Source organism: Mycobacterium sp. MAA66 (assembly GCF_041261665.1).
GTDB lineage: Bacteria > Actinomycetota > Actinomycetes > Mycobacteriales > Mycobacteriaceae > Mycobacterium.
On record NZ_JBGCCC010000004.1, the window covers coordinates 247,141 to 267,645 of the forward strand.

Consider the following 20,505-nt stretch of genomic DNA (forward strand, 5'->3'; position numbering starts at 1 on the left):
TCGTTTCGTCCCCGGGTGACCGCCGCGCTGAACGAGGGGGAGAAGCTCCGCGTGGGAGGCAGGTGCACTTACCATGTGCGCTATGCCCCCTACGCCCGCCGAGCTGCCCTCATTCACGCAGCCGCCCGTCGTCGAGGTCGCCGTGGGCGTGCACTTTCTGCAGCTGCCGGGGCTCACCGCGTTACCGCTGGTAGATCTGGCAGATACATGGAAGTCCGACTATCCGATCCGTCAAGAACAGCCGCCGCTGCCACCGGTGTTTGCGGCTCCCGGCGCGATGGGCTTTCAGGTGGGCTCACCTCCGGTGCGGTTATGGCTGACATCCTCTGATGACTCGGTACTTCTGCAGCTGCAGCGTGATCGGCTGTTGCTGAACTGGCGCAAACTGACGGAGGCATCTGACTATCCGCGGTACCAGCGGCTGCGCGACGAGTTCACGGGATGTTGGGAACATCTCGCGGCCGAAGTAGGTATGCACGAAGAATACGGAGTTCTGCAGCCGGCGATGGCCGAGGTGACCTTCCTCAATCACATCCCGGCACCGAGCCCAGCTGACCTTGGCGAAATCTTGTCTGCTCTGCAGCCTGGATGGGCTCCGAGTCAGCATCTTTCAACGTCATTGCAGGTCGAGGAGCAGATTGTCGACGCGATCGGCAACGTTGTGGGCCAATCGACAATCGGCGTCGCCTACCGTAACGGCGGATTACAGTTAGAAGTGACGTCAAAGGTCAGCCTTGATGGGTTTCCGTCCGATACGAGCGCTATCTTGGGCGCCCTTGACGTTGCGCACGCCGCCGGCGTGATTGCTTTCGACGCAGCTACCACTGAGCAGGCTCACAAGGTTTGGGGGAAGCAGTGACCATCACAATGAATGATCATCTGGCACCTCGGTCCGTCCTGGCGCCCCGACTCAGCCAGGATTCAGCTACCCGTCAATGGGCGATGGACTGCGCTCCGGAAGTTCCGACACCGACTCAGGTCGTCAGTTACGCCCAACGCGAACTGGCTGCGCTGCAACGTCTCCCGGGGGATTGGGACGGTGGCCACAGCATTCCCCTTCGCGCGCAATTCGCGTCTTTGGCCTTGGTGCTCGTCTCAGAACTGACATTCCGGCCAGCAATGGCCACCCCGCAGTTCTCGCCACTGCCCGACGGCGGGGTGGTGATCACTTGGCTTGTTGATGGTGACGACCTCACTATTACGGTAGACACAGACGAAGTCAGTGTCGTCGGAACCTGGGAAGGCGGCCGAGAAGCCTTCGGTTACGACCTGATTGAGCGCCCGGGGCTTTTGCTGTCAGCGATCGATGAATCTCGCGTCTTCCTGGACAAGATCAGCGCGAACGTCCGTCACCAACTTCGCGCCTGGTGAAACCCGACGAACCGGACGTCATTGCGGCCAGTGAAGTGATCTACCGGCGCGCCCCGAGGATCCCGCACCCGCAATGGACAGTCGTGGACCAAGGGACCAAAGCCATGTACGTCACATTGGCCGCACTGAAATGGGATGAAGACGGAATTTCCTGTTATCGCAAGGGAATTCTCGTCGACCACGATCTTGAGTGGCCCGCTGTTAAACGCAGCCCAGAACACGGCGTTTTCAGTCTCCTGGTCTCCAATGTGCGCCATCACGGTTTGGGAGCTGCTTTCGACCCTTGGCCGCCGGAGGACGAACCGCACCCCAGTGACGTCGCGCACTCGCTGATAGTCGACTGCGGCATGCCGAGCAAAGAAACCAAGTCTGCGAGAACGAAACTCGGCCGTACGGCCGTGATCGTCCACACCGGGTCACCGTCGGAGCCCGGAATAGTAGACGGACCGGTTTGAAGACGTACAGCTTGCCCGAGGTGGCCGAGGTGGCGTTGCCCGCCGAGTGGACTGACTCCATTCGCTGGCTGGCGCGTCGACTTAACCGCGGGGAACTGTCCGGTTACCGGGTGGGGCGCACATGGCGGATGACCGAGGACGACGTCGCCTATCTGATCGCAAGCCACCGCAACGCACTCCGACCCGTGGTGCCTGAGGCTTCTCCGGAACCCGTCACGGATGCTGGTGTGGATAGCTTCTGGGACAGCCTCTCACCCCGATCGCGGGCCCGCTACCGCCGGCTCGACGGCTAGCGTCCGTCGTCGGCACCGGGGCAGTATGCAACTTCGGAATCAAGGATCATCGCCTGCGCCTGGTCCCGGGTGAGGGTGGAGTTTTTCTGCAGGACCAGCGTGGTGAGTCGATCACTGCTGTCACCGTCTTGAAGTGCTGAGCAGATCGCTAGGGCGGCTTCACGGGCGTGCGCGACGGTACTTGTCGATATCCCGTCCCTGGATAGCAGGTCCATGAGGGTGTCATCATCGTCGGTGTTCGCGGCCGCCAGAGGTGTGACGAGCAGCGCCGCGGCCAGGACACCTACTGGAACGCTGGCAATCTTTAACCTAAGCATCAGAGCGGCCCCCACGGACCTTTCTCCGGGCAATACGCCCGAATCCCATCCGCAACCAAATTCCCCGCCTGCTCAGCCGACATCCCACGAGCACGCAACCCCAGAATGAAACCCGTCATCCCAATCCCACCGTAGGCATCACACGCAGAGTGGCCATCAGCCACCAACTGACCCGGATCACCCTGAATGCCATTCGCCGACAACGCAGCCAAATACTTCGCATCCGGCGGATCAGCGTGTGCCAGAGGGGCACAAACCATCGCAGTGACAGCGACCATGGTTGCCAGCAAGCGAGTCGACATGAGCGGACTTTACGCCGCAGTCATTGTGACGGTCGACGAAAAGCGAATGGATCCTGTCGGACTCCGGTCGTAGCATCGCGGTGTGAGTTCTTGAGGAGGTGACTGCGGTGGGAGCATTGGACGACGGCGACATCGGTTGCCGCCCGGTCACTGATCTTGGTGACATCGCTGAATCGCGGAAGAACTACCTCGCGATGGGTTACCGGCTGCCTCTGCAAGACGCTGAGCGCGCCGCCGGCCTGACCGACGCCGATATGCCGTCGCAGGTGCAGCCCTGACCGCGACGCGCCCTGCGCAGGACCTGAGCAAGGCCCTCCGCGACGTGCTGCCGGTCAGCAATCGGCTCGTCGACCACTTCATGGAGGCGGCCGAGTGGGGCGAGGCCATCCTGGAATGCCTGGCGACGTTCTCCGCCGAGCAGACACCGCTGCCGGCCGATTCCCGCGCAATGGTCCAGGCATACCTCGCCGATGACCGCCCGCACCCAAGGCTGAAGCGGTACGTCCAGTACGCGCTCGACCGCGTGCCGGTCTAGCCATTCAACCCTGCCGCTGGTCGCCTACTGAGGCGCAAGGGGTTTCGTGCGCATGTCGGTAAAATTGAGTCTAAACATCAAGTGCTGCAAGGCATGACGATCGGAATTGGCTCATGGCTCTGGCGAATAGCGGTAAGGCTCTTGCATCCGGTTGGATTGAGCTGTCCGTCAAGTATGGGTCGGCCATGTCGCAGATCGGCAAGGACTTCGACCAGCTGCAGGACAAGGCCGGGGAGGCCGGTAAGAAGGCCGGCGAAGCTGCTGGCTCGCAACTACATTCGGGGATCGTTTCCCACATCGAGCGCGCCGCGCGGGACGCTGGGACAAAGCTCGAAATCGGGATCACCGCCGGGATGAAGCAAGCCGGAGTGAAATCAGCTTTCGAGCTCGATTCAGCTGGTGTGGACATGGCGCGCCGGGCGGACCGCCTCGGCGCGAAAGTCGGCTTCGCCATGGCACGGTCGATCACCGCGCCTTTGGGCGGCCTCGCTGCTTTCGGCCGGCGCGCGGGTGAGCAGTTGACCACCGGTTTCAAGGAAACTGGTGAGCGGCTGCACGAGCACCTTGGTAAGAGCCTGGACAAGGTCAAAGAACGCGCGGTCGACACGATGGGTGAGATCACCCCGGGTCTAGGTGGACTCGCTGGAGGACTCGCGGCGATTGGCCCGGAAGGCATGGCAGCTGGCGCTGGCATCGCCGCGGTGGCAGCACCTTTCGCTGTGCTCCTGGATGTCGGCCATAAGTGGGAAGGGCTGCAGTCCAAGCTGCAGTTCTCGACCGCGATGAGTAGCGATCAGATCCAGAAGAACCTGTCGATGATCGGGCAGATCGGCAAGGACATCCCGGTCAGCTTCGAGCAGATCGGTGACGTGTTCGGCGACGTCACCAAGAACCTGCATCTGACTGGCGATGCGCTCAAGACGGTCGCGAGCCAGGTTTCGGTGTTCCAGCACCGGACCGGCGAAGCGGTGGATATCGAAGGCCTCGGCGGCCTCAAGCGCGTCCTGAAGATGGGTGACAACGAGGTCCCGCAGCTGCTTGACCAGCTGTACACCGCCAACACCAAGTCCGGTGTCGATATCAACAAGATGATCGACGTCCTGGGCCGTTCCGGTCCGCTGCTCAAGCAGTTCGGGATCGATGCGGGCCAATCGGCAAGTCTGCTCACCCAATTCGACGAGGCGGGCATCGACGTCAACAAGGTCATGCCGACGATGGCGCACGCGTTCACGGTGTCGGCCAAGGCCGGGCAGCCGTTCAACAAGTTCGTCAACGATCAGATCGAGAACATCAAAAAGCTCGTCGCCAGCGGTGATGAGGTGGACGCGGCGAAGGTCGCGAACAAAGTGTTCGGCACAGGTCTGCGCGGTGGTGGCGCGTCGGTCATCACTGCCATTCAGAACGGCGCCGAACTCAACGCCGGCGCCGGCGACGACGGACCGCGAAAGTCGATCCTCGACGAAGGCCGCAAGTCCGAGACCCTCGACGACAAGTGGCAGCGGATCAAGAACCAGGCCGAGGAAGCGTTGCGGCCGATCGCCAGTCCGTTGATGGACGGGATCGTGTCGGGGTTCGAGGCGCTCAGCAAATCCATGCCAGGGATGATTTCCACGCTCAAAACTGCGTTCGGATACGTTGAGCCGGCAGTGAAGGGTGCCTTCAACATCCTCAAACCAGTGTTTGAAGCGGGGGTTTCCGTGGTCAAGCTGGTATGGGACGGACTCAAAGGTTTTTGGCATGCGCTGCAAGACATTTGGCACGGGGACTTCAAACAGTTGTGGTCCGATGTCAAGAACGCCGCCAGCAAGATGTGGGACGACGTGAAAGACGCCGGCGTCCATTTGTGGGAGGGCATCAAAACGACAGCACTGGATGTATGGCACGGTGTCGCCAACACCGCAGGCAAAGTGTGGGACGCGGCAAAAGTAGCTGCCGTCAACGTTTGGAACGACATCAAGAATGTAGCCATCGGGTTGTGGAACGACGTCAAATCCGCCTTCGAAGCCGCCTGGAACGGCGTCAAATCGGTGTTCAACTCGCTGGGCGATGCGATCACCGGAGTGGTCAACTTCTTCGCTGATCTGCCCGGCAAGATCTTGAATGGCATCGGCGACCTCGGCAGCTCGATCGCCGACAAGGTCAGCGGTTTCTTCTCCAACCCGTTCGCCAGCCACCGTGCTATGGGTGGCCCGCTCGGGTTCGCCGGTGGTGGATCGTTGGATGCTGCCCCGGGACCGATCGGCCGCGACAGTGCATTGTTCTGGGGCGCCCGCGGCGAGCATGTACTGACATCTGGCGACGTGAAGCAGATGGGCGGCCACGCAGGGGTTTTCGCGTTCCGCAAGGCACTGCATCGCGAAGACGGCGGACCCGTCGGGCCCGACGTCCAGGCCGCGATGTCCATGGACGGCACCGGCTACTCACAAGGCTCCCGCAACGACTGCTCCGGCATGGTCGGCCGCGTCATCACCTCAGCTATGGGCCAGCCCATCACTAGCCTGCCGTCGACGCAGAATATGCGTCAGTGGCTCGCCGCCCGCGGATTCAAGGACGGCATCGGAGGCCCGGGCAGCATCTCGGTTGGTTGGTACAACCACGGCAGCGCACCCAACGACGGGCACGCCGCGATGACCCTGTCCAACGGCATGAACGCCGAATCAGGTGGCTCCCATGGCAACTTCCTCGTCGGAGCCGGCGCGGCGGGCGCATCCAATCCTCAATTCACCGACCACATGTACCTCCCGATGTCTGCGCTGTACGGAGAGGGATCACCGTGGGGCGGCGTCTCGTCGGCATTCGAAGGGTCCGGCGGCGGCGGTGTCGGCGGTGGTTCTCGAGGAGGCATTCCGGCCGGCGCGACTCCCGCGGTAGGACCGCACGGCGAACTGGGCTACATGACGGCGCCCAACCCGGAGAAGGTCAGCAAGGCACAGGATCGCGTCGACAAACTCAACGACGAAATCAGCAAGCTGGAAGACAAGAAGGAGCACCTGGGGCCGAAGGTCAAGCAGGCCGAGCGCGACAAGCTCGACCACGAAATCTCGGTCAAGAAGGCCGACCTCAAAGAGGCTCAGGACAAGCTCGGGGAAGCCCAGCAGGGCGAATTCCACAAGGCGAAGTCTGAAGGGGAGAAGAAGGAGAAGAGCCCGTTCGACTTCGCTGCCCTCGGCGACATCGGATCTAAGGGGATCGCGGAATCGGTTCTTCCTGACGGGTTTATGAACCCGTTCGACACCACCGCGGCGCACGTCGGATCCGGGCTGTTGGGGTTCTTCAGCGGTCTGGACCCTGATCCGGTCTCGCGCGGCATCCTGGGCGTCGGGGCAGGAGCGTTGAGCGGCAAGGGATCTGCGGTCGCGACGGCGTTGAAGGATCTGCTCAGCCCGAAGGCACTGGAGGGAGATGCACGGCTGGCCGGCGGCCGCGGGTCGATGGGTGACCCCGCCGGCGCCGACGGCGGCACGGTCATCAACAACAACAAATTCGGCCCGGACTACTCCGGCGCCACGATCGGCCATGACCCCGCCGAGCACCAGCAGGCCGTCCAGAACGACTCGAACGCCGTGCAGCGATCGACCGCCTTCAGCACGCAGCGGATCGGAGTATCTGCGTCCTCATAGGCCGATACCCGAAGCGACCGCGTGTTTACCTGCGGAGTAAAACTGAAGCGTGACCGAGGAAAAGCCCACGACCTGGCGAACGTACGAAGAAGTCGCCCAGTACCTGCTCAATGACATGAGCGACAAGTTCGGTCTAGACAGCGTCGAAGGCAAACAAGCCCTTCAAGGATTCACTGGCACGACATGGGAAATCGACGGCAAAGGCGTCAAGGACGACGGCGACGCCATCATCCTCATCGAGTGCCGCCGGTATCTAAAGGACAAGCTCAACCAGGAAGCTATCGCCGCAATTGCCTACAGAATCGGAGACCTCAACGCAGCGGGCGGAATCGTTGTAACCCCGATCGGCGTACAGAGCGGCGGCGAACTGGTTGCCAAACACGAGAACATCACGATCGTGCAGCTCAACGCCGACGCGACCACCACCGACTATGTACTGAAGTTCCTGAAGCAGGTCTTCATCGGCGCGTCGGCATCAGCTGTCGCCACCGTCACAGCAACCGTAACCGCAGTGGTGACACGAGCCGGCGTCGAGCAACCCTAGTCAGCTGGCCCGAGCGGCCTTGGCGTCGTCAGCATTCCGCCAACCGACGTAGATGTCGTCAAGCTGCCACCGCGCGACGCGGGCGAGCACCTTGTGACCTGGTAGATGCGAATCCTGCGGCCAGTGCGCCGGCTCCACAAGCGCCCACTGCAGGTACGCGTCGAATAGAGCGTCGACGTAGCCGCTGTCCGGCGAGATGGCCTTTACAGCTTCGTCTAGGTCCTGGAACTTTAACGTCACCGGCTGACCGTCGGCTATGGCCTCAAATTCGAACACTTTCATGCCCCTCTCGGGAGATGCCGCCGCTACTGGCGGGATGGCGTACGGCAAATGCTCGCCAAATTTTATCAATTTTGAGCACCTTCGGTACCGAGCCACGATCCTGTAAATGGCTCTTGAAGTGCCGTTTTGGCGCCGCGTCCCCAAATGCGCGAAAAAGTCCCGGAACCCGTACAGACCCTTTTCAGCAGTGCCGGCCGGTGCGCGGCGAAGGGGGTGGGGGCCTCCCCCGGCCCCGGGTGGCGCGGCCCGGCAGGCGGGTCGGTGGGTGGTCAGTTGCAACACCTCACGATCGCGGAGGCCTGGCGAGGTCCCACGCTTGGTGTCCATGCTATCCCCTGGGGTACCCCGCAGTGGATAGCTGCTGCGATTGTTGGCGGTGGTTGCGTTGGGGCCCTTGGCTGTTGGGGTCCTGTCTTGTGGTGTGCGTGGCTGGGGCCTGGCCTCAGGTGTTGCGCGCTTGGTCTTCATCACCTCGTCGGCCCGGCTGTGCCGTTCATGGCTGGCGCTTGTAGTTCATGGGGTTGTCCGTGCCGTGAGAGCAACCGCGGTGATGAGCACCACGGTTGCCTAGGACGGCGCAGACAACCGGGCCGACTGTGAAGGGTTTGGAGGGGTCGCGTTTGAAACGTAATCATTGGACATCAGGGAGGCCAGTGACAAGTTGTCACTGACCCCGGTGACCGTGATCATCTCCTGTGCGCCAGAGGGGGTTTCACGCTTCGTTGGGGTCTGGTGGCCGGGGGTGGTCACATGTGGGTGCTGCTGTCTGGGGTGGTCACCGGTGAGCGTTGACGAGGCGGGACGCCAAGCCCCCGTGGCACGGGGGGGACGTCCCGCCTCAGATTGAGTGTGGCACTGGTGAGCAATAGAAAAAGGCGGCCCGCGAGCCCCTGTGAGACAGAGGAGCCTGACCGCCTTCGTACGCCAGTGTGGCACCGTCGTGCGTATCGATCAACCTGTTACTCCCTGGTGGCATGGATCTGGAGCATGGGGATGGTGAGGCGGTCGCCGTCTAGGTTGGGCGGGCATTCGGGGCATAGCGGCCGCCAGTCCATGCACATCTTCGGTGCGCGGGGCATGGCGATCCCTCCGAGTCGGGGTGAAGAACCCCGCGACACCCCGCCGACCATGCAGGTTGCCGGCCGGGGTGTCGCGGGCGCGGGCGCTCAGGCCGATGACGCGGCCGAGCTGCGCCGCGATTATGTGGTGAATATCCCGATTCACCACAAGCCTTCGGTGCTATCGGTACGGTTTCGCGTTGATTTGGGTGGGGTCAACGCATTCCACTTCGCTGCGTGCGCCGGTGGTGAACTGGTGCAGGAGCTTGCCGGTGTTGTGGGCGACCACTGATTGCTGCTTGGTAGCGATGGCGGCTGCTTCGGCGGCGGCAGGGAATTCAGGGACGACCTCGCCGAACGCGTCCGGGAGCCAATCGGCCGGGACGGCACGCTGTTGGAGGTAGGAGGGCAGTTCTTCGGCGAGCACCGGAACATCTTCTGGCCGTGCATTTTTGATCAGTTGGCGAGCTCCGGCAACGACGCCAGCGCCGTTGTCGGCGTCCAGGGTCGCTTTGGTGCGAGCCCAGGTGCGTTGGGCGTGGAGCTGGCTGGCTGTGTCGCTGGTTGTGTGCAGCCCGGCAATGATGGAGTCGCGTGCGTCGCGGGCCGCATCCGCGGCGTCATCAACGGCATCCTTGGTGGCCCGTACCTGACGGGCGGCGGGGGTGTCGGCGAAGGACCGCAGTGACGCCACTACGCCTTCAGGTGACAGGGCGCCGCGTTCGGCGAGTTCGTTGACTGCGGCGATGTGCTGTTTGTGGAGCTTGTCGGCGTGTTGCGCTGCCTGCCAAGCCTGTTCGACGGGGGTGCCGGTCAGGGCAGCGGCCGGTGCGTCGGCTGTGACTGTCTGTCCGTAGCTTTTGCCGATGCCGCCCGGCTGAGTGTCGTTGATGTTGGACATGGTGGTTTCTCTCCTATTCGGGTAATTCAATATCATCGTATTATTTTGTGCTGCAAGGTTATTCGATTCTATTCGAACAGCAGCAGCTCCTGGGTTTCGATTTCGTGTAGCTCCCCGGCAACCAAACCGAAAACCGTTCGCGAGGGGAGCGTTTCGGCCCACGCCGCGCAGGCTGTCCGGGCGGGGCAGCGTTGACAGATATCGCGGGCCTGATCGATGTCGTCACCGTCGAATATGCGGGGGTCGACGGTGGCGCACGATGCTCCGTCGAGTCTGGGTGTGCCGCGGAGGATCTCGCCGAGCAGCACGAGCCACGGGGCGTCCACGTCGCGCCAGGCAGTTGCACCCTGGCCGGGCTTGCATTGCCGGCGGTTGATGCGCTGCGAGTCGTAGCACCGTCGACAGACGCCGTGAGCGTACGCCTTTCCTTGGCATCCAGCCGTGTCACACATCAGCATCGCCTTGTGCGTGGATCGGCTCGCTGAAGTCTCGGGGCTCGGTCAATCTCGGCGCGCGGCACCGCGTCACGCATGGCACTCGGCGGGTGCGGCCGCGATCGATGGTGCACCACTGCCCTGGCTCGGCGCCGCACATCGGACACAGCCGGTCGATTGCGTCTTCATAGGCCGCGACGATTGGACGCCGGCTCATCGTGCTCTCCGTTTGCCGCCTAGGAAGGAGTTCCACGTGGTGTCGCCGTCCACGCGCGGATGGTGGCGCGGCAGCGGTGTGCCGTCGAAATCTGTCACGGACTTGGGGTTGGCCCGGTTTGCTGCGTTCTCCGCTGACCTGACGTCCGCCTCGGTCCTGGCGGGCGTAGTCGTCGCCGGTGCACCATCAGCGTGGTCGTCACAGAACGGAACCCGGGCGGCTGTGGGTAAGTCCACGTAGCAAACGCTGCATTGAGTGGGTCTGGGTGGTTTCACGGCTTCGGGGTCCGATTCGTCGGTGGGTGTTGATTCGACTGGGGATTCGTCGCCGGAATCACTCGACCTGTGCTTATCGGCGGTGTCGACAGTCAGGGAAAGTACACCTGTACTTTCAGGTACACCGTCACTGAGCTGCGGAAAGGAAGGGTGTACCTCGGGTACAGGTGTACTTTTGTCGAAGAGTCGATACCGCACACCGTTCTTCACTTCTATCTTGCAGATCACGCCGTCGTCAGCTAACTCGGCAACTGCAGCTCCGAAGTCACCTCGGAGGTCAGCCTTGAGCTTTTGACGAAGGTCTGCGGCGGACTGTTCCCCAGCTTTTTCGAGCCATCTGACAATGGCCTTCCGTACCCGCTGTAGTTTGCGATCTGACACGATGTCGTCACGGTCGGCGATGGCCAGGGCGCGTGCGCGATTCGCTGCGCGGGAGGCGGAGGACCGTTCGCGTTGCACCCATGCGCGGGTTTCGTCGGATACCTCCATGACGACTCCGGCCAACTGCCAGTCGTCGTCGGAGATAGCGGGCAGATCGCGTCCGTCGAGGACCATGAGCGCCGCGGCGACCTTGAGGCGGACCAACAGCTTGTGCCCATCGAGCGCTTCGACTTCGCCGCGGTGCATGGCGAGTTGGTGGGCGTCGATGGCGTCCCGGGCAATTTGCGGCACGGGCAGATCGCCGGAGAACTTTGGTGCTCGGACGACGACTGGTGCTGGCTCGTCGGGACGCTCGTCGGGCATATCAGCATCGAGCACCGGCAGCCAGACCATCCGCTGCGGTGTCCCGCCGGCCGCGCCGTCGAGTAGGACGCCGGCCCGTCCCGGCTGGACACCGAAGATCAGGCCGGCGCGGTAGGAGTGAGCGGGGACGCGGGTCCGGGTGTGCGCTTGGGCGTTGGTGAAGCCCAGCTGTTCACCCGAGAACACCTTGCGTAGCTCTGATTCGAGCGTCGATCCTGATCGCGCGAACAGTCCAGCGGCGGTGTCGATCTCGGGAACGGAGAACACCGCGGTCCAGATCTCTTCGCGGTGTGGCGGATCTTCCTCTCCGGCCTTCTTCTTCGTTGGGGTTGGGGGCATGAATGTGCGGGCAATGCCCTCCCCAGATCCGATAGGAAACTCGGGTAAGTCGACGGGTTCTCCTGTGTGCAACTGGAATTGGATGGCGTCGCGGGCTGCAGCTTCGCTGGTGCCTTTACCGGCACCGGAAGGGCCGGTGAGTGCGACGAACAGGTTGAGTGAGCCGCGGCCGCCGACGTGTGGCGGGAGTGCGACGGCTGGCGGGATGACGCCGTTGGCATAGACCAGGGCTACTCCGAGGACCGCCCACGGGCAGCGGCGCCGGGCGCGCGCGAATGTATGGATGTGGGTGAGCACGGTTCTGGCGGTCCAGAACGTTTCGGTGTTCAAGCGATCCTCCGGGGAATGTACGCGCCAGCTCGGATGGCCTGTGCTCGACGGCGGCTGTATCGGCGCACGTCTGCCCATTCCTGGCTCACGGCAATGGATTTAGCGGCACCGTCGAGATGTTCTTGCTGAATCTGCAGATCCAGGGCTTGGTATCGGGCGGCGTCGAGCAGCGCGGCCCATTTGGCTGGGTCGGTGTCTTCGAGTCGAGCCCAGAGGAGGGTGCCGGCCGCGGGCCACGCCGGCACCTCCCGCAGGATCGGTGCAACAAACTCATGGACAATTAGGAAGTCCACTTGTCTTGTCGTTGTGGGTAATTCGGTCATTGGCGTGTTGCTTCGGCTTGCGCGCAAGCGGGACCGATGCCAGCGGTGACGGATTGCGGGCTGGTCAGCCAGCTCCCGCAAGCTCGGCAGCGCCTGGCTATTCGCCAGTCGTCGCTGTCATCGAACGCGGGCTTACCGGCGGTCGTCGTCTTCTTTTCGAGCTTCTTCACTAGCTGGCCTCCAGGAGGTCAGCTGCCAGCTGAGGGGGCAGCAGATCCAAGGTCGCCTTGGTGGCGTCCATGATCGCTTTGTCGAGCAGGCGGGAAAATTCGTAGGCCTCGTTGATCCGCAAATCCACCTGCGCGTCACGGTTTTTCGATCCGCCCTCGATGTGCACGGTGATGCTCGGAGCGGCTTCCCCGTCGGCCGCGTTGAATCGCACTCCGGTGCCGATCGAAAGCGGGTTGGAATCAGGGCCAAGGGCGTAGTGGGCTCCGTTACCGAGCGTGGCTCGCTGGTAGATGGCGCTGTAGTGGTCGTCAGAGCAATCCGGCGAACCCCCGTGGCACCAGTCGTATCCGGCGCTGCATGATTGGGCGCTCACGCGGTCACCTCGATGACGGTGGCGGCGAACTCACGGACGATCTGTTCCCGAGTTTCGGGGTCTGTCGTGTAGTACGTGATCGTGATGCGGGAGCCTTCGGCTTCGCAGTACACGCGGCCGCCGGCCAGCGGTCGGCACGCCGACGCGGCCGCCAAACTGTCCGCAATCTGGGTGGAGATCGGCTGCGGCGCTCCGACTGCGGGATCGGTTATCGTGGGCATGGACAAACTTCCTTCTTGACTGGTTGGTGGGTTGTTTCCATGAATGGCTCCGGTTGCCCCCGGGGCCATTCGTCTATCAGGGGTGCGCATCAGGCAGCTCCGCCTGGCGCCAGCTGTTCGTTCTCCCAGGCGATGACGTCGCTCAAGCGGTAGCGGACCGGTCCGCCGCCGAATCGGTAATAGCGTGGTCCGCGGCGCAGGTTGGCCCACTGCGCCAATGTCTTGGATGCAACCTTGAGTCGGGCGCTGAGCTCCGCGCGCGTCAACCAGCAGTCCTCCTCTTGGTGCGTTGATGTCGCCACAATTCCTCCTTTTGCGTACAACGGCGCAGTTCTTGTCTATTCTCGCGCCGTGCGTTGCAAACTACGCCCTTCTAGCGGATGCACGCAAGAACCCGAGTAATCTGCGTGTCATGGCGCAAGTTGAGAGGCTTCGGCTTAACTGGGTATCGGTCCCTCCGCGCGATTGGGCGGAGGAGCAGACGTACCGGATCGCTATGGAGGTCAAACGTCTTCGTGACGACAAGTCGGCCCAGTGGCTTTCAGATCGAACGAAGGCGCTTGGGGCAGAGATATCGCGCGCAGTGATATCCGATCTTGAAACCGGGCGCCGCAGATATGTCACAACAGCTGAACTGATTGTTTTGGCCCGCGCACTAAACACTGTGCCTGTGTCATTGCTTTATCCGCCCCCGTATGATTCTGCGATCCAGATCCTCCCGAATGCGGAAAACGATGTATCCGCATTGTTTGCGGCACAATGGTTTTCGGGCCTACTAAGCCCCTTTGAGACGCGGATGCTTGTAGGTGGCGAACATGAAGAACTCGACCGAAATATCGCACCACTGAGGAACTCTCGTGAGATATTCGAGCTTGAAGAACGGCTGATCGAAATGCTGCGAATGCAACCGACGGCACGCGACACTGTGGTTGCGGGCGCACTTGAAAGTCAGATCGCCAGCGTCAACTCAAGGCTCCGGGAACTCAAAAGGGGCTTCGATGGCGGGTAGACCTCCGCTAAGGATCGGCCAGCACGGCAAGATCACCCGCACTTCACTCGGCGGGGGAGTGTGGTTGGCGCGCTGCAGGTTTCGCGATGCCGACGGGCTGACCCGGATTGTTGAACGCCGTAGCCCAACCGGTCAGGTCGATCAGTACGGCAAAATGGCCGAAGATGAGCTCATTCAGTCGCTGAAAGTCCGCAGCGCACCGGGCATTTCAGGCAAGATCAAGGCCGAAACGAAGCTATCGGCGCTCGTTCAACAGCATCTGGACAACCTTAACGGTAAGAATCGGTCGCCGGCGACGATGACGACCTACCGCAGCGCTCAACGCAAGCTGATGAAGTACAGCGATAGCCTGCGGGTCTCGGAGGCTAAACCTGGCCGACTCAACGAGGTCATCGACTCGGTGCGCAAGACGCATGGCGCGAACATGGCCCGCCACTGTCGGACTCTCCTGCGGGGTGCGATGCAGCTCGCAGTGCTTGACGAGGTGCTGCCGGCCAATCCTGTGGCCCAGGTCGACCGGATCGAATCGGCGGTTCGGCCGAAGGGTGCCAGGGCGCTCGACGACGCGGAGCTCCGGGCGTTGCTGTCCACTCTGCGGGCGTCAGATGAGTGCGTGCGGATGGACCTGGTCGATCCGGTGACTGTGCTCATCGCCACGGGGATGCGGCGAGCTGAGCTGCTGGCGCTGCGTTGGGAGGACTTCGACGAGAAGGCAGGCACGCTCACCGTGGCCGGCAAGTTGGTGCGCATCCAGGGCGACGGGCTGCGCCGGTTGGATGGTGGAAAGACGGCATCTGCGGCCCGCACCGTGCCGGTAGCAACGTTCGCAGTCACCGCGCTCAGTGGCCGCCGCGGCCGCGCGTTCTGGGGCGAGCAGCCGATGATCTTTCCGTCTACCGCCGGCAGTTGGCGCGATCCAGACAACTTCAATAAACAGTGGCGGAAGGTCCGCGATGACCTCGGCGTGCCTGATGTGACGAGCCACAGCTTCCGTAAGTCAGTGGCCACCCTGATCGACTCAGCGGGCCTGTCAGCGAGGGTCGGAGCGGACCAATTAGGGCACTCGAAGGTGTCGATGACGCAGGACCGCTACATGGGTCGGGGGAAGGTACACCCCGAGGTAGCAGCGGTTTTGGACCGCGCTATATCCGATGAATAAACGATGGCCTTGCGGCCATTTTTGTGCCCCCACCAGGGCTCGAACCTGGGACCTGCGGATTAAAAGTCCGTAGCTCTACCGACTGAGCTATAGGGGCGTGGCTGACAGGATACTTCGTCCTGCATTCGGCGCTTGCGGGGGCGCGGTTTGGAGCGCGGGGCAGTCGTGCCCTAAGCTATCGAAGCTCCCAACGGAAACGTTGTGAGTCCCCCGAAGAGATTCGGATTAGGCCCCCATCGTCTAGTGGCCTAGGACGCCGCCCTTTCACGGCGGTAGCACGGGTTCGAATCCCGTTGGGGGTACGCAACGTGGAAACACGTAGCATGCAGTATGTAAGGCCCTGTGGCGCAGTTGGTTAGCGCGCCGCCCTGTCACGGCGGAGGTCGCGGGTTCGAGTCCCGTCAGGGTCGCCATCTCGGCGAAGCCGAGTGGTCGCTATTGCGGCAAGGCATTCGTGCCGTCCGGCCAGGTAGCTCAGTTGGTACGAGCGTCCGCCTGAAAAGCGGAAGGTCGCCGGTTCGATCCCGGCCCTGGCCACCAAAAAATCCCGCCGGCTACGGCGGGTTTTCTGTTTCTGCGGTCACGTGAGTCGACCGCGGCTCTTGCCGGAAAAGTCCGCCGCGGTGTCTGGCGGCCGGTAGTCCACATGGCCGATCCACGACCGTGTGGAGGCCCCGGATAGGCCTACGCCGGCTTCGCGGTGACCACGACCTTGATGGTGCTTGCTCCGGTGTTGGAGGCGATGATCAGCAGGGGTGCGTTGTTGTCTGAGATGACTGTTCCGCCGGTGACGTTGACGGTGTAGCCGCCTGGGAATTCGACGTTGGGTACCGAGATGAGGGTCTGTGATCCGGCGTCGAATGTGCCTGAGCCGTCTGCTTTTTGGGTGCTGTAGCTGAAGGTGAAGACGCTTTTGTTCCAGTACCAGGATGTCGGCGTGCCGGAGATCGCCTGTGGGTAAGGGGCGGCCAGGTTGTTCAGGGCGGTGGTGTTGACGTTGTCGCCGGTGGGCGGCAGGTTCGGGTCGTACACCAATGATTCAGGCTTGAGTGATCCGCTGGTGGTGATGTCGCCCGAACCGGAGTAGGCCCATTCGGTCCAGCTGATCGCGTGCGCGTTGGCTGAGCCTTTTTCAGGGTTGAGGTCGTACCCGGCTTGGCTGGCGCCGAATTCGTCCATGATGACCGGCATGTTGTTGGCCTTGCCGTAGGCGTAGGCCACGTTGGTGGCTTGACTGGATATGAATCCACAGATGCCTGCGGTGGCTTGGCCCGCGCAGTAATTGTGGTAAGCGAGAATGACTTTCGAGTCGTAGATCTTCCCCAGGCTGATCGGCAGGCCCGCGATCGCGGCGAATTGTGACGTCGCCGGGTTTTCGGGTTCGATGATCAGGGAGGTGTTGGGGTCGACGGCGCGGATGGCGGCGGCGACCTGGTTGTACATCGGCGCCAGCTGTTGGTCGCCGAAGAAGGGGCTGCCGAGAATCGTCGGTAGCCACGATGACCCGACGAACGGCTCGTTCATGACGTCGTAGCCGATCACCGCGCTGTTGCCGCTGAATGTGTAGGCGATGTGCTCCCAGGCCTGGGCGTAGTTGTCTTCCAGGCCGGTGCCGTCGGGCGCGGATGCGTTGTTCCAGAACTCATCCCAGGCGTGGGTGCCTGCCTCGTTCAGATAGTTGCTCAGCGGGAAGCCGTAGTTCTTGTTGGGCAGCCCCCCGGTCAGGGTGGCCCACGCCGGGGCGCCTTCACCGCCGACAGCGCTGCCGTACAGATCCTGGTGCATGTCGATGATGCTGTAGATGCCATGTGCGGCAAGGGTATTGACGGTCTGCTGAATCGAGTTGAGGTACGCGGTGTCGAAGACGCCGGGTTCGGGTTCGACACCGGCCCAGATGACGCCCACGCGCACGACGTTGAAGCCGTTGGCGGCCAAGAATGCCGCGTCATCGTCACTGAAGCCATCGGACGCGGGCGTATACGGATCGAGCTTGTACACCTCGTTGAATCCGTGCAGGACGACGACTTGGCCGTCGCTGTTGGTCAGGGTCATGCCAGTGGGGGTGATGGTCAACAGGCCGCCGGAAGTGTTTGAGCTGGCGACGCCGCCGGTGCCGGATTTGCCGACCATGCCGTGCCCGCCGAGCAGTCCGGCGTTTCCTCCGGCACCGCCCAGGGCGGCCAAAGCTGTTGCCGTGCCGCCGATGCCGCTGTTTCCAGCGTCGCCTCCGGCACCACCGCTGCCCAGCCATCGGGTGCCACTGCCGCCGTTCCCGCCGCGGCCGCCGTCTGCGCCGTCGCCGCCGTCACCACCTGTGCCGCCGATGCCGAATACCAAGCCGTAGGCCGAGCCGCCCTTGCCACCGGCGCCGCCGAGTGCGCCGTCGTTGGTGCCGCCGGCGCCGCCGTTGCCGCCGACACCCATCACCAGTCCGCCGGCGCCGCCGTTGCCTCCGGAGGCCCCGGCTCCGCCGGTCCCCCCTTTGCCGCCGTTGCCCAGCAGTCCGCCGGTGCCGCCGTTGCCGCCGATGGTGCCGGTTTGGTCGGAGGACCAGCCGGCCCCGCCGTCGCCCAGCAGCCAGCCTCCGGCGCCGCCGTTGGGGTGAGTCTCGGTGCCGGCCTTGCCGTTTCCGATCACATACGACCCGGCCAACCGATTGATCACCCGGTCGACTTCGGCGCCCAGGGCGCTGGAGATCCAGAGCTGCCCGAGGGTATGCAACGGCGTGTACACCAGTACCCGGAACCAGCCGGGCAAGCTGGTCGGCGCCGAGATCTTGGTGACCGCAGTGGTCGTCGTCGTGGTACTGCTGGCCGAGGAGGTCTGCACGACGGCCGCTGCGGCCACGGCCTGGGTGGCACCTGCCTTGGCGGCGGTCACCGCGGCAGCGCGGACCGGTTGGCGGCCGCCGGTGGGTGTCTGGCTTGGCGTCGTGACCGTGGTGGCAGCGGGCGTTGCCGTGGCTGCGGGGGACTTGCCCGGGGCCTTCTTATTGGAGCTGTGGACCTTCGTAGTCGATCTGGCGTTGGCGTCGGCGGCCGACTGTCCGGCTGTATCGGCGTTGGCGCCCTTGGGCTTTGATCCGGTTGAAGGCACGGCGGACTGTGCTGCTCGTGTGCCCGTGGCATGGTCGGCACCGCTGGTGCTCGACGAGGCTGGCGCTGCAGAGTGGTGGCTGTCCGCCGAACCGTCCTTCTCCGCCCAGGCCATCCCGGCGCCGGAGGCCACCCCGGCACCGATGCCCAGGGCAACCGCCAAACCGCCGACCCGACCGATATAGGCACCCGCGCTCATAAGTTCACTTATACGGGACCGTGGCTCGCTACCAGTGTGCTTTCGTGCGGCAAAACTGCGAAAAAGCTGCGATGATGCGCCGATCGCCGCCAACTGGCCTCGCGGTGAGTGCTAAATATTCACCTGTTGGTCAGCAAATTGTCCTGCAAGATTCCAACGCTTGACACCGATCTCAGTGGTCAGGCGCGCCGGTGAATGTCGTGCATAACCGTCCTGCTGCGGCTTGCATACGCCTCTGATTACGGCAGTCGCACAGTACCCGCAGGTGGTGGTCGCAATCTGGATCGGAAATGCTGATCCGGCTATGGATCGAGAACTAGAGATGCTGCGCGCCAGCTACGACGAATCGCCCTACCCGCTGAATTCGTATCCGGAGTCGGCACCTGGGCAACTCGCAGTTGTCGCTCACCTGTTCGGATTGGATGTTCCGCCGGTCGCCGATGCCCGCGTGCTGGAGATCGGCAGTGCGTTGGGCGGGAATCTCATTCCGTTCGCCGCGCAATATCCGCGGGCGCATGCGGTGGGCGTGGATCTGTCGCCTGGACAGACCGAGCAGGCTCGTCGCTATGTGCAGGCCGCTGGATTGGACAACGTGACGCTGGTCGCCGGCGACATATCCGACCTCGACGTGGATGCCCTGGGCTCATTTGATTATGTCGTTTGCCATGGCGTGTACAGCTGGGTGCCCGAAAAGGTCAGGGAATCAATACTTTCCGTGATGCAGCAGGTGCTGTCTCCGGACGGCGTCGGGTATGTGAGCTACAACGTCTATCCGGGATGGAAATCCAAAGAGATTGTGCGTGAGGCAATGTTATTCGCATCGGCCGACTCCGATACGCAGGCGGCTCGCGTACGGGCCGCACGCGAAGTGGTCGAGTTCCTGGGCGAGATGGCACTTCCCGGTAGTGCGACGGCTCGCGCGGTGACAGACCACCATGCCGCGGGCACGCGTGCCGACTACTACCTCCTGCACGAGGAGCTCGAATTATTCAATACACCTTGCTATTTCACCGAGTTCGCGAGCAGGGCCCGGTCGTATGGCTTGGCCTATCTGTCCGAGTCGCAACCGGAGTACATGTTTGCCCGGAATTTCGGTGCGGATCTGGCTGGTCGCTTGACGGCCAGATGCGGTGATGACCACGTGCTGCTGCAGCAGTATCTGGATTTGGCAATCAACCGATCATTCCGGCAGTCGTTGTTGGTACATCAGGAGCGAGCGGTTGATGTCCGGCACAGCCTGGACCGCAAGCGCTTCGATACCCTGCATTTCGCGGCTTGGTTGCCGCCGGTGGACGGTGAGACCCGACTGGACGGTTCGGTTCAGGAATTCCGGGGTTCTGATAGCGCGACATTGGTGACCTCTGACTCTGTGCAGAAGGTCGCCCTCGACGTGCTCAACGCCAGTTGGCCATGGACCCTGTCGTGGGCCGAATTGATCGACTCGGTGGGGGAGTCGCTGCCGTTCCCGCGCGGTGCCGAACGGTTGGCAGACCGGATCGAAGCACTGTTGGAATTGTTGATTACCCAGGGTCAGGTGCGGTACCGGCTGGATCCGGTACGGCCACAACAGGATTCGACGCTCCGCCTGGATGAATCGGCGAGGCGGCTGGCTGTAGGCACCCGAGAGGACTCGGATGCCTACAGCTTCACTGCGTGGCACGAGATGGTCGTCTTGGCACCGTTTGACCGGTACCTGCTGCCATTGCTGGACGGGACTCGCGACCGCGCAGACCTGGTCGACGCCATGTTGGGATACGTTCGCCGCCATGCCGTCGAATTCCGTCGTGCGGCTCGGCAGCTGACCGATGACGGGGAACTACGCGAGGTGATCGCTACGCAGATCGATCGGCTGCCTTACCGATTGGCCGGTATGAATCTGACCCAAGCCGCCGATGTGCCGCCCGATGAATGGCAATCCACCTCGGCCTGACTCACCGC

Annotated in this window: 23 protein-coding genes and 4 tRNA genes; 14 read left to right on the forward strand and 13 right to left on the reverse strand. The window is 62.9% G+C overall.

Translation table 11 applies throughout. The features are described from left to right. Positions 1 to 82: 82 nt before the first annotated feature. The 4 genes from ABIA30_RS15475 (at position 83) to ABIA30_RS15490 (ending at position 2,119) form a co-directional block, all read left to right on the forward strand. On the forward strand, positions 83 to 859 hold the full coding sequence (locus tag ABIA30_RS15475) for a TIGR04255 family protein (RefSeq protein ID WP_370066817.1): 777 nt from the start codon (positions 83 to 85) through the stop codon (positions 857 to 859). A gap of 260 nt (positions 860 to 1,119) precedes the next feature. After that, the gene (locus ABIA30_RS15480; protein WP_370066819.1) at positions 1,120 to 1,371 is read left to right on the forward strand and encodes a hypothetical protein; all 252 of its coding nucleotides are present in this window, start codon (positions 1,120 to 1,122) and stop codon (positions 1,369 to 1,371) included. Then, entirely contained in the window at positions 1,368 to 1,826 is a 459-nt protein-coding gene (locus ABIA30_RS15485; protein ID WP_370066821.1) for a hypothetical protein, read from the forward strand. Before ABIA30_RS15480 ends, ABIA30_RS15485 begins: the two co-directional genes overlap by 4 nt. Then, positions 1,823 to 2,119 (forward strand): hypothetical protein, encoded by a 297-nt coding sequence (locus tag ABIA30_RS15490; protein ID WP_370066823.1) that lies wholly within the window; start codon positions 1,823 to 1,825, stop codon positions 2,117 to 2,119. The genes ABIA30_RS15485 and ABIA30_RS15490 overlap by 4 nt, the downstream gene beginning before the upstream one ends. On the opposite strand, the gene ABIA30_RS15495 is transcribed toward ABIA30_RS15490, so the two are convergent. Both ABIA30_RS15495 and ABIA30_RS15500 read right to left on the reverse strand, forming a co-directional pair. Then, positions 2,116 to 2,436 carry a DUF732 domain-containing protein gene (locus ABIA30_RS15495; protein WP_370066825.1) on the reverse strand — a complete coding sequence of 107 codons (321 nt, stop codon included), beginning with the start codon at positions 2,434 to 2,436 and terminating at the stop codon, positions 2,116 to 2,118. The two genes, ABIA30_RS15490 and ABIA30_RS15495, sit on opposite strands and share 4 nt — an antisense overlap. Then, positions 2,436 to 2,738 carry a DUF732 domain-containing protein gene (locus tag ABIA30_RS15500; RefSeq protein WP_370066827.1) on the reverse strand — a complete coding sequence of 101 codons (303 nt, stop codon included), beginning with the start codon at positions 2,736 to 2,738 and terminating at the stop codon, positions 2,436 to 2,438. Before ABIA30_RS15500 ends, ABIA30_RS15495 begins: the two co-directional genes overlap by 1 nt. Before the next feature lie 107 nt (positions 2,739 to 2,845). Here ABIA30_RS15500 and ABIA30_RS15505 point away from each other — a divergent pair, with 107 nt between their 5' ends. From ABIA30_RS15505 to ABIA30_RS15520, 4 genes are all read left to right on the forward strand, one after another. Further along, complete coding sequence (locus ABIA30_RS15505) at positions 2,846 to 3,016, forward strand: hypothetical protein (protein WP_370066829.1); 171 nt, start codon at positions 2,846 to 2,848, stop codon at positions 3,014 to 3,016. Between the two features lie 44 nt (positions 3,017 to 3,060). Continuing rightward, positions 3,061 to 3,273 (forward strand): hypothetical protein, encoded by a 213-nt coding sequence (locus tag ABIA30_RS15510; RefSeq protein ID WP_370066831.1) that lies wholly within the window; start codon positions 3,061 to 3,063, stop codon positions 3,271 to 3,273. Positions 3,274 to 3,386: 113 nt separating this feature from the next. After that, positions 3,387 to 6,893 (forward strand): phage tail tape measure protein, encoded by a 3,507-nt coding sequence (locus tag ABIA30_RS15515; RefSeq protein WP_370066833.1) that lies wholly within the window; start codon positions 3,387 to 3,389, stop codon positions 6,891 to 6,893. A gap of 49 nt (positions 6,894 to 6,942) precedes the next feature. Beyond that, positions 6,943 to 7,437 (forward strand): restriction endonuclease, encoded by a 495-nt coding sequence (locus ABIA30_RS15520; RefSeq protein WP_370066835.1) that lies wholly within the window; start codon positions 6,943 to 6,945, stop codon positions 7,435 to 7,437. Here ABIA30_RS15520 and ABIA30_RS15525 read toward each other — a convergent pair whose 3' ends face one another. The 9 genes from ABIA30_RS15525 to ABIA30_RS15565 form a co-directional block, all read right to left on the reverse strand. Then, on the reverse strand, positions 7,438 to 7,677 hold the full coding sequence (locus ABIA30_RS15525) for a hypothetical protein (RefSeq protein WP_370066837.1): 240 nt from the start codon (positions 7,675 to 7,677) through the stop codon (positions 7,438 to 7,440). Between the two features lie 1,281 nt (positions 7,678 to 8,958). Continuing rightward, positions 8,959 to 9,678, reverse strand: coding sequence for a hypothetical protein (locus ABIA30_RS15530; protein WP_370066839.1), 720 nt, complete (start codon positions 9,676 to 9,678; stop codon positions 8,959 to 8,961). A gap of 68 nt (positions 9,679 to 9,746) precedes the next feature. Next, positions 9,747 to 10,004 (reverse strand): WhiB family transcriptional regulator, encoded by a 258-nt coding sequence (locus tag ABIA30_RS15535; protein WP_370066841.1) that lies wholly within the window; start codon positions 10,002 to 10,004, stop codon positions 9,747 to 9,749. A 321-nt stretch (positions 10,005 to 10,325) separates the two neighbouring features. After that, positions 10,326 to 12,017 carry a hypothetical protein gene (locus tag ABIA30_RS15540; protein WP_370066843.1) on the reverse strand — a complete coding sequence of 564 codons (1,692 nt, stop codon included), beginning with the start codon at positions 12,015 to 12,017 and terminating at the stop codon, positions 10,326 to 10,328. Continuing rightward, positions 12,014 to 12,340 (reverse strand): DUF2742 domain-containing protein, encoded by a 327-nt coding sequence (locus ABIA30_RS15545; protein ID WP_370066845.1) that lies wholly within the window; start codon positions 12,338 to 12,340, stop codon positions 12,014 to 12,016. Before ABIA30_RS15545 ends, ABIA30_RS15540 begins: the two co-directional genes overlap by 4 nt. After that, entirely contained in the window at positions 12,337 to 12,510 is a 174-nt protein-coding gene (locus ABIA30_RS15550) for a DUF6011 domain-containing protein (RefSeq protein ID WP_370066847.1), read from the reverse strand. The genes ABIA30_RS15545 and ABIA30_RS15550 overlap by 4 nt, the downstream gene beginning before the upstream one ends. After that, positions 12,510 to 12,884 carry a hypothetical protein gene (locus ABIA30_RS15555; protein WP_370066849.1) on the reverse strand — a complete coding sequence of 125 codons (375 nt, stop codon included), beginning with the start codon at positions 12,882 to 12,884 and terminating at the stop codon, positions 12,510 to 12,512. Before ABIA30_RS15555 ends, ABIA30_RS15550 begins: the two co-directional genes overlap by 1 nt. Then, on the reverse strand, positions 12,881 to 13,105 hold the full coding sequence (locus ABIA30_RS15560; protein WP_370066851.1) for a hypothetical protein: 225 nt from the start codon (positions 13,103 to 13,105) through the stop codon (positions 12,881 to 12,883). The genes ABIA30_RS15555 and ABIA30_RS15560 overlap by 4 nt, the downstream gene beginning before the upstream one ends. 89 nt (positions 13,106 to 13,194) lie before the next feature. Beyond that, a complete protein-coding gene (locus tag ABIA30_RS15565; RefSeq protein ID WP_370066853.1) occupies positions 13,195 to 13,407 on the reverse strand; it encodes a helix-turn-helix transcriptional regulator in 213 nt (70 codons plus the stop codon). 110 nt (positions 13,408 to 13,517) lie between these two features. Here ABIA30_RS15565 and ABIA30_RS15570 point away from each other — a divergent pair, with 110 nt between their 5' ends. Next, positions 13,518 to 14,114 (forward strand): hypothetical protein, encoded by a 597-nt coding sequence (locus tag ABIA30_RS15570; RefSeq protein WP_370066855.1) that lies wholly within the window; start codon positions 13,518 to 13,520, stop codon positions 14,112 to 14,114. Further along, entirely contained in the window at positions 14,104 to 15,273 is a 1,170-nt protein-coding gene (xerC, locus tag ABIA30_RS15575; protein WP_370066859.1) for a tyrosine recombinase XerC, read from the forward strand. Before ABIA30_RS15570 ends, xerC begins: the two co-directional genes overlap by 11 nt. A 24-nt stretch (positions 15,274 to 15,297) precedes the next feature. Here xerC and ABIA30_RS15580 read toward each other — a convergent pair. Next, positions 15,298 to 15,370 (reverse strand) — tRNA-Lys (locus ABIA30_RS15580). 132 nt (positions 15,371 to 15,502) lie between these two features. Between ABIA30_RS15580 and ABIA30_RS15585 the strand changes: the two genes are divergently transcribed. The 3 genes from ABIA30_RS15585 (at position 15,503) to ABIA30_RS15595 (ending at position 15,813) form a co-directional block, all read left to right on the forward strand. Then, positions 15,503 to 15,575: transfer RNA gene (locus ABIA30_RS15585), tRNA-Glu, on the forward strand. Between the two features lie 34 nt (positions 15,576 to 15,609). Beyond that, a tRNA-Asp gene (locus ABIA30_RS15590) sits at positions 15,610 to 15,686 on the forward strand. A 50-nt stretch (positions 15,687 to 15,736) separates the two neighbouring features. After that, positions 15,737 to 15,813, forward strand: a tRNA-Phe gene (locus ABIA30_RS15595). Positions 15,814 to 15,957: 144 nt separating this feature from the next. Here the strand turns inward: ABIA30_RS15595 and ABIA30_RS15600 are convergent. Next, a complete protein-coding gene (locus tag ABIA30_RS15600) occupies positions 15,958 to 18,567 on the reverse strand; it encodes a cellulase family glycosylhydrolase (RefSeq protein ID WP_370066861.1) in 2,610 nt (869 codons plus the stop codon). Between the two features lie 265 nt (positions 18,568 to 18,832). On the opposite strand from ABIA30_RS15600, the gene ABIA30_RS15605 reads away from it, so the two are divergent. Continuing rightward, positions 18,833 to 20,497 (forward strand): methyltransferase regulatory domain-containing protein, encoded by a 1,665-nt coding sequence (locus ABIA30_RS15605; protein ID WP_370066863.1) that lies wholly within the window; start codon positions 18,833 to 18,835, stop codon positions 20,495 to 20,497. The last annotated feature ends 8 nt before the right edge of the window (positions 20,498 to 20,505 follow it).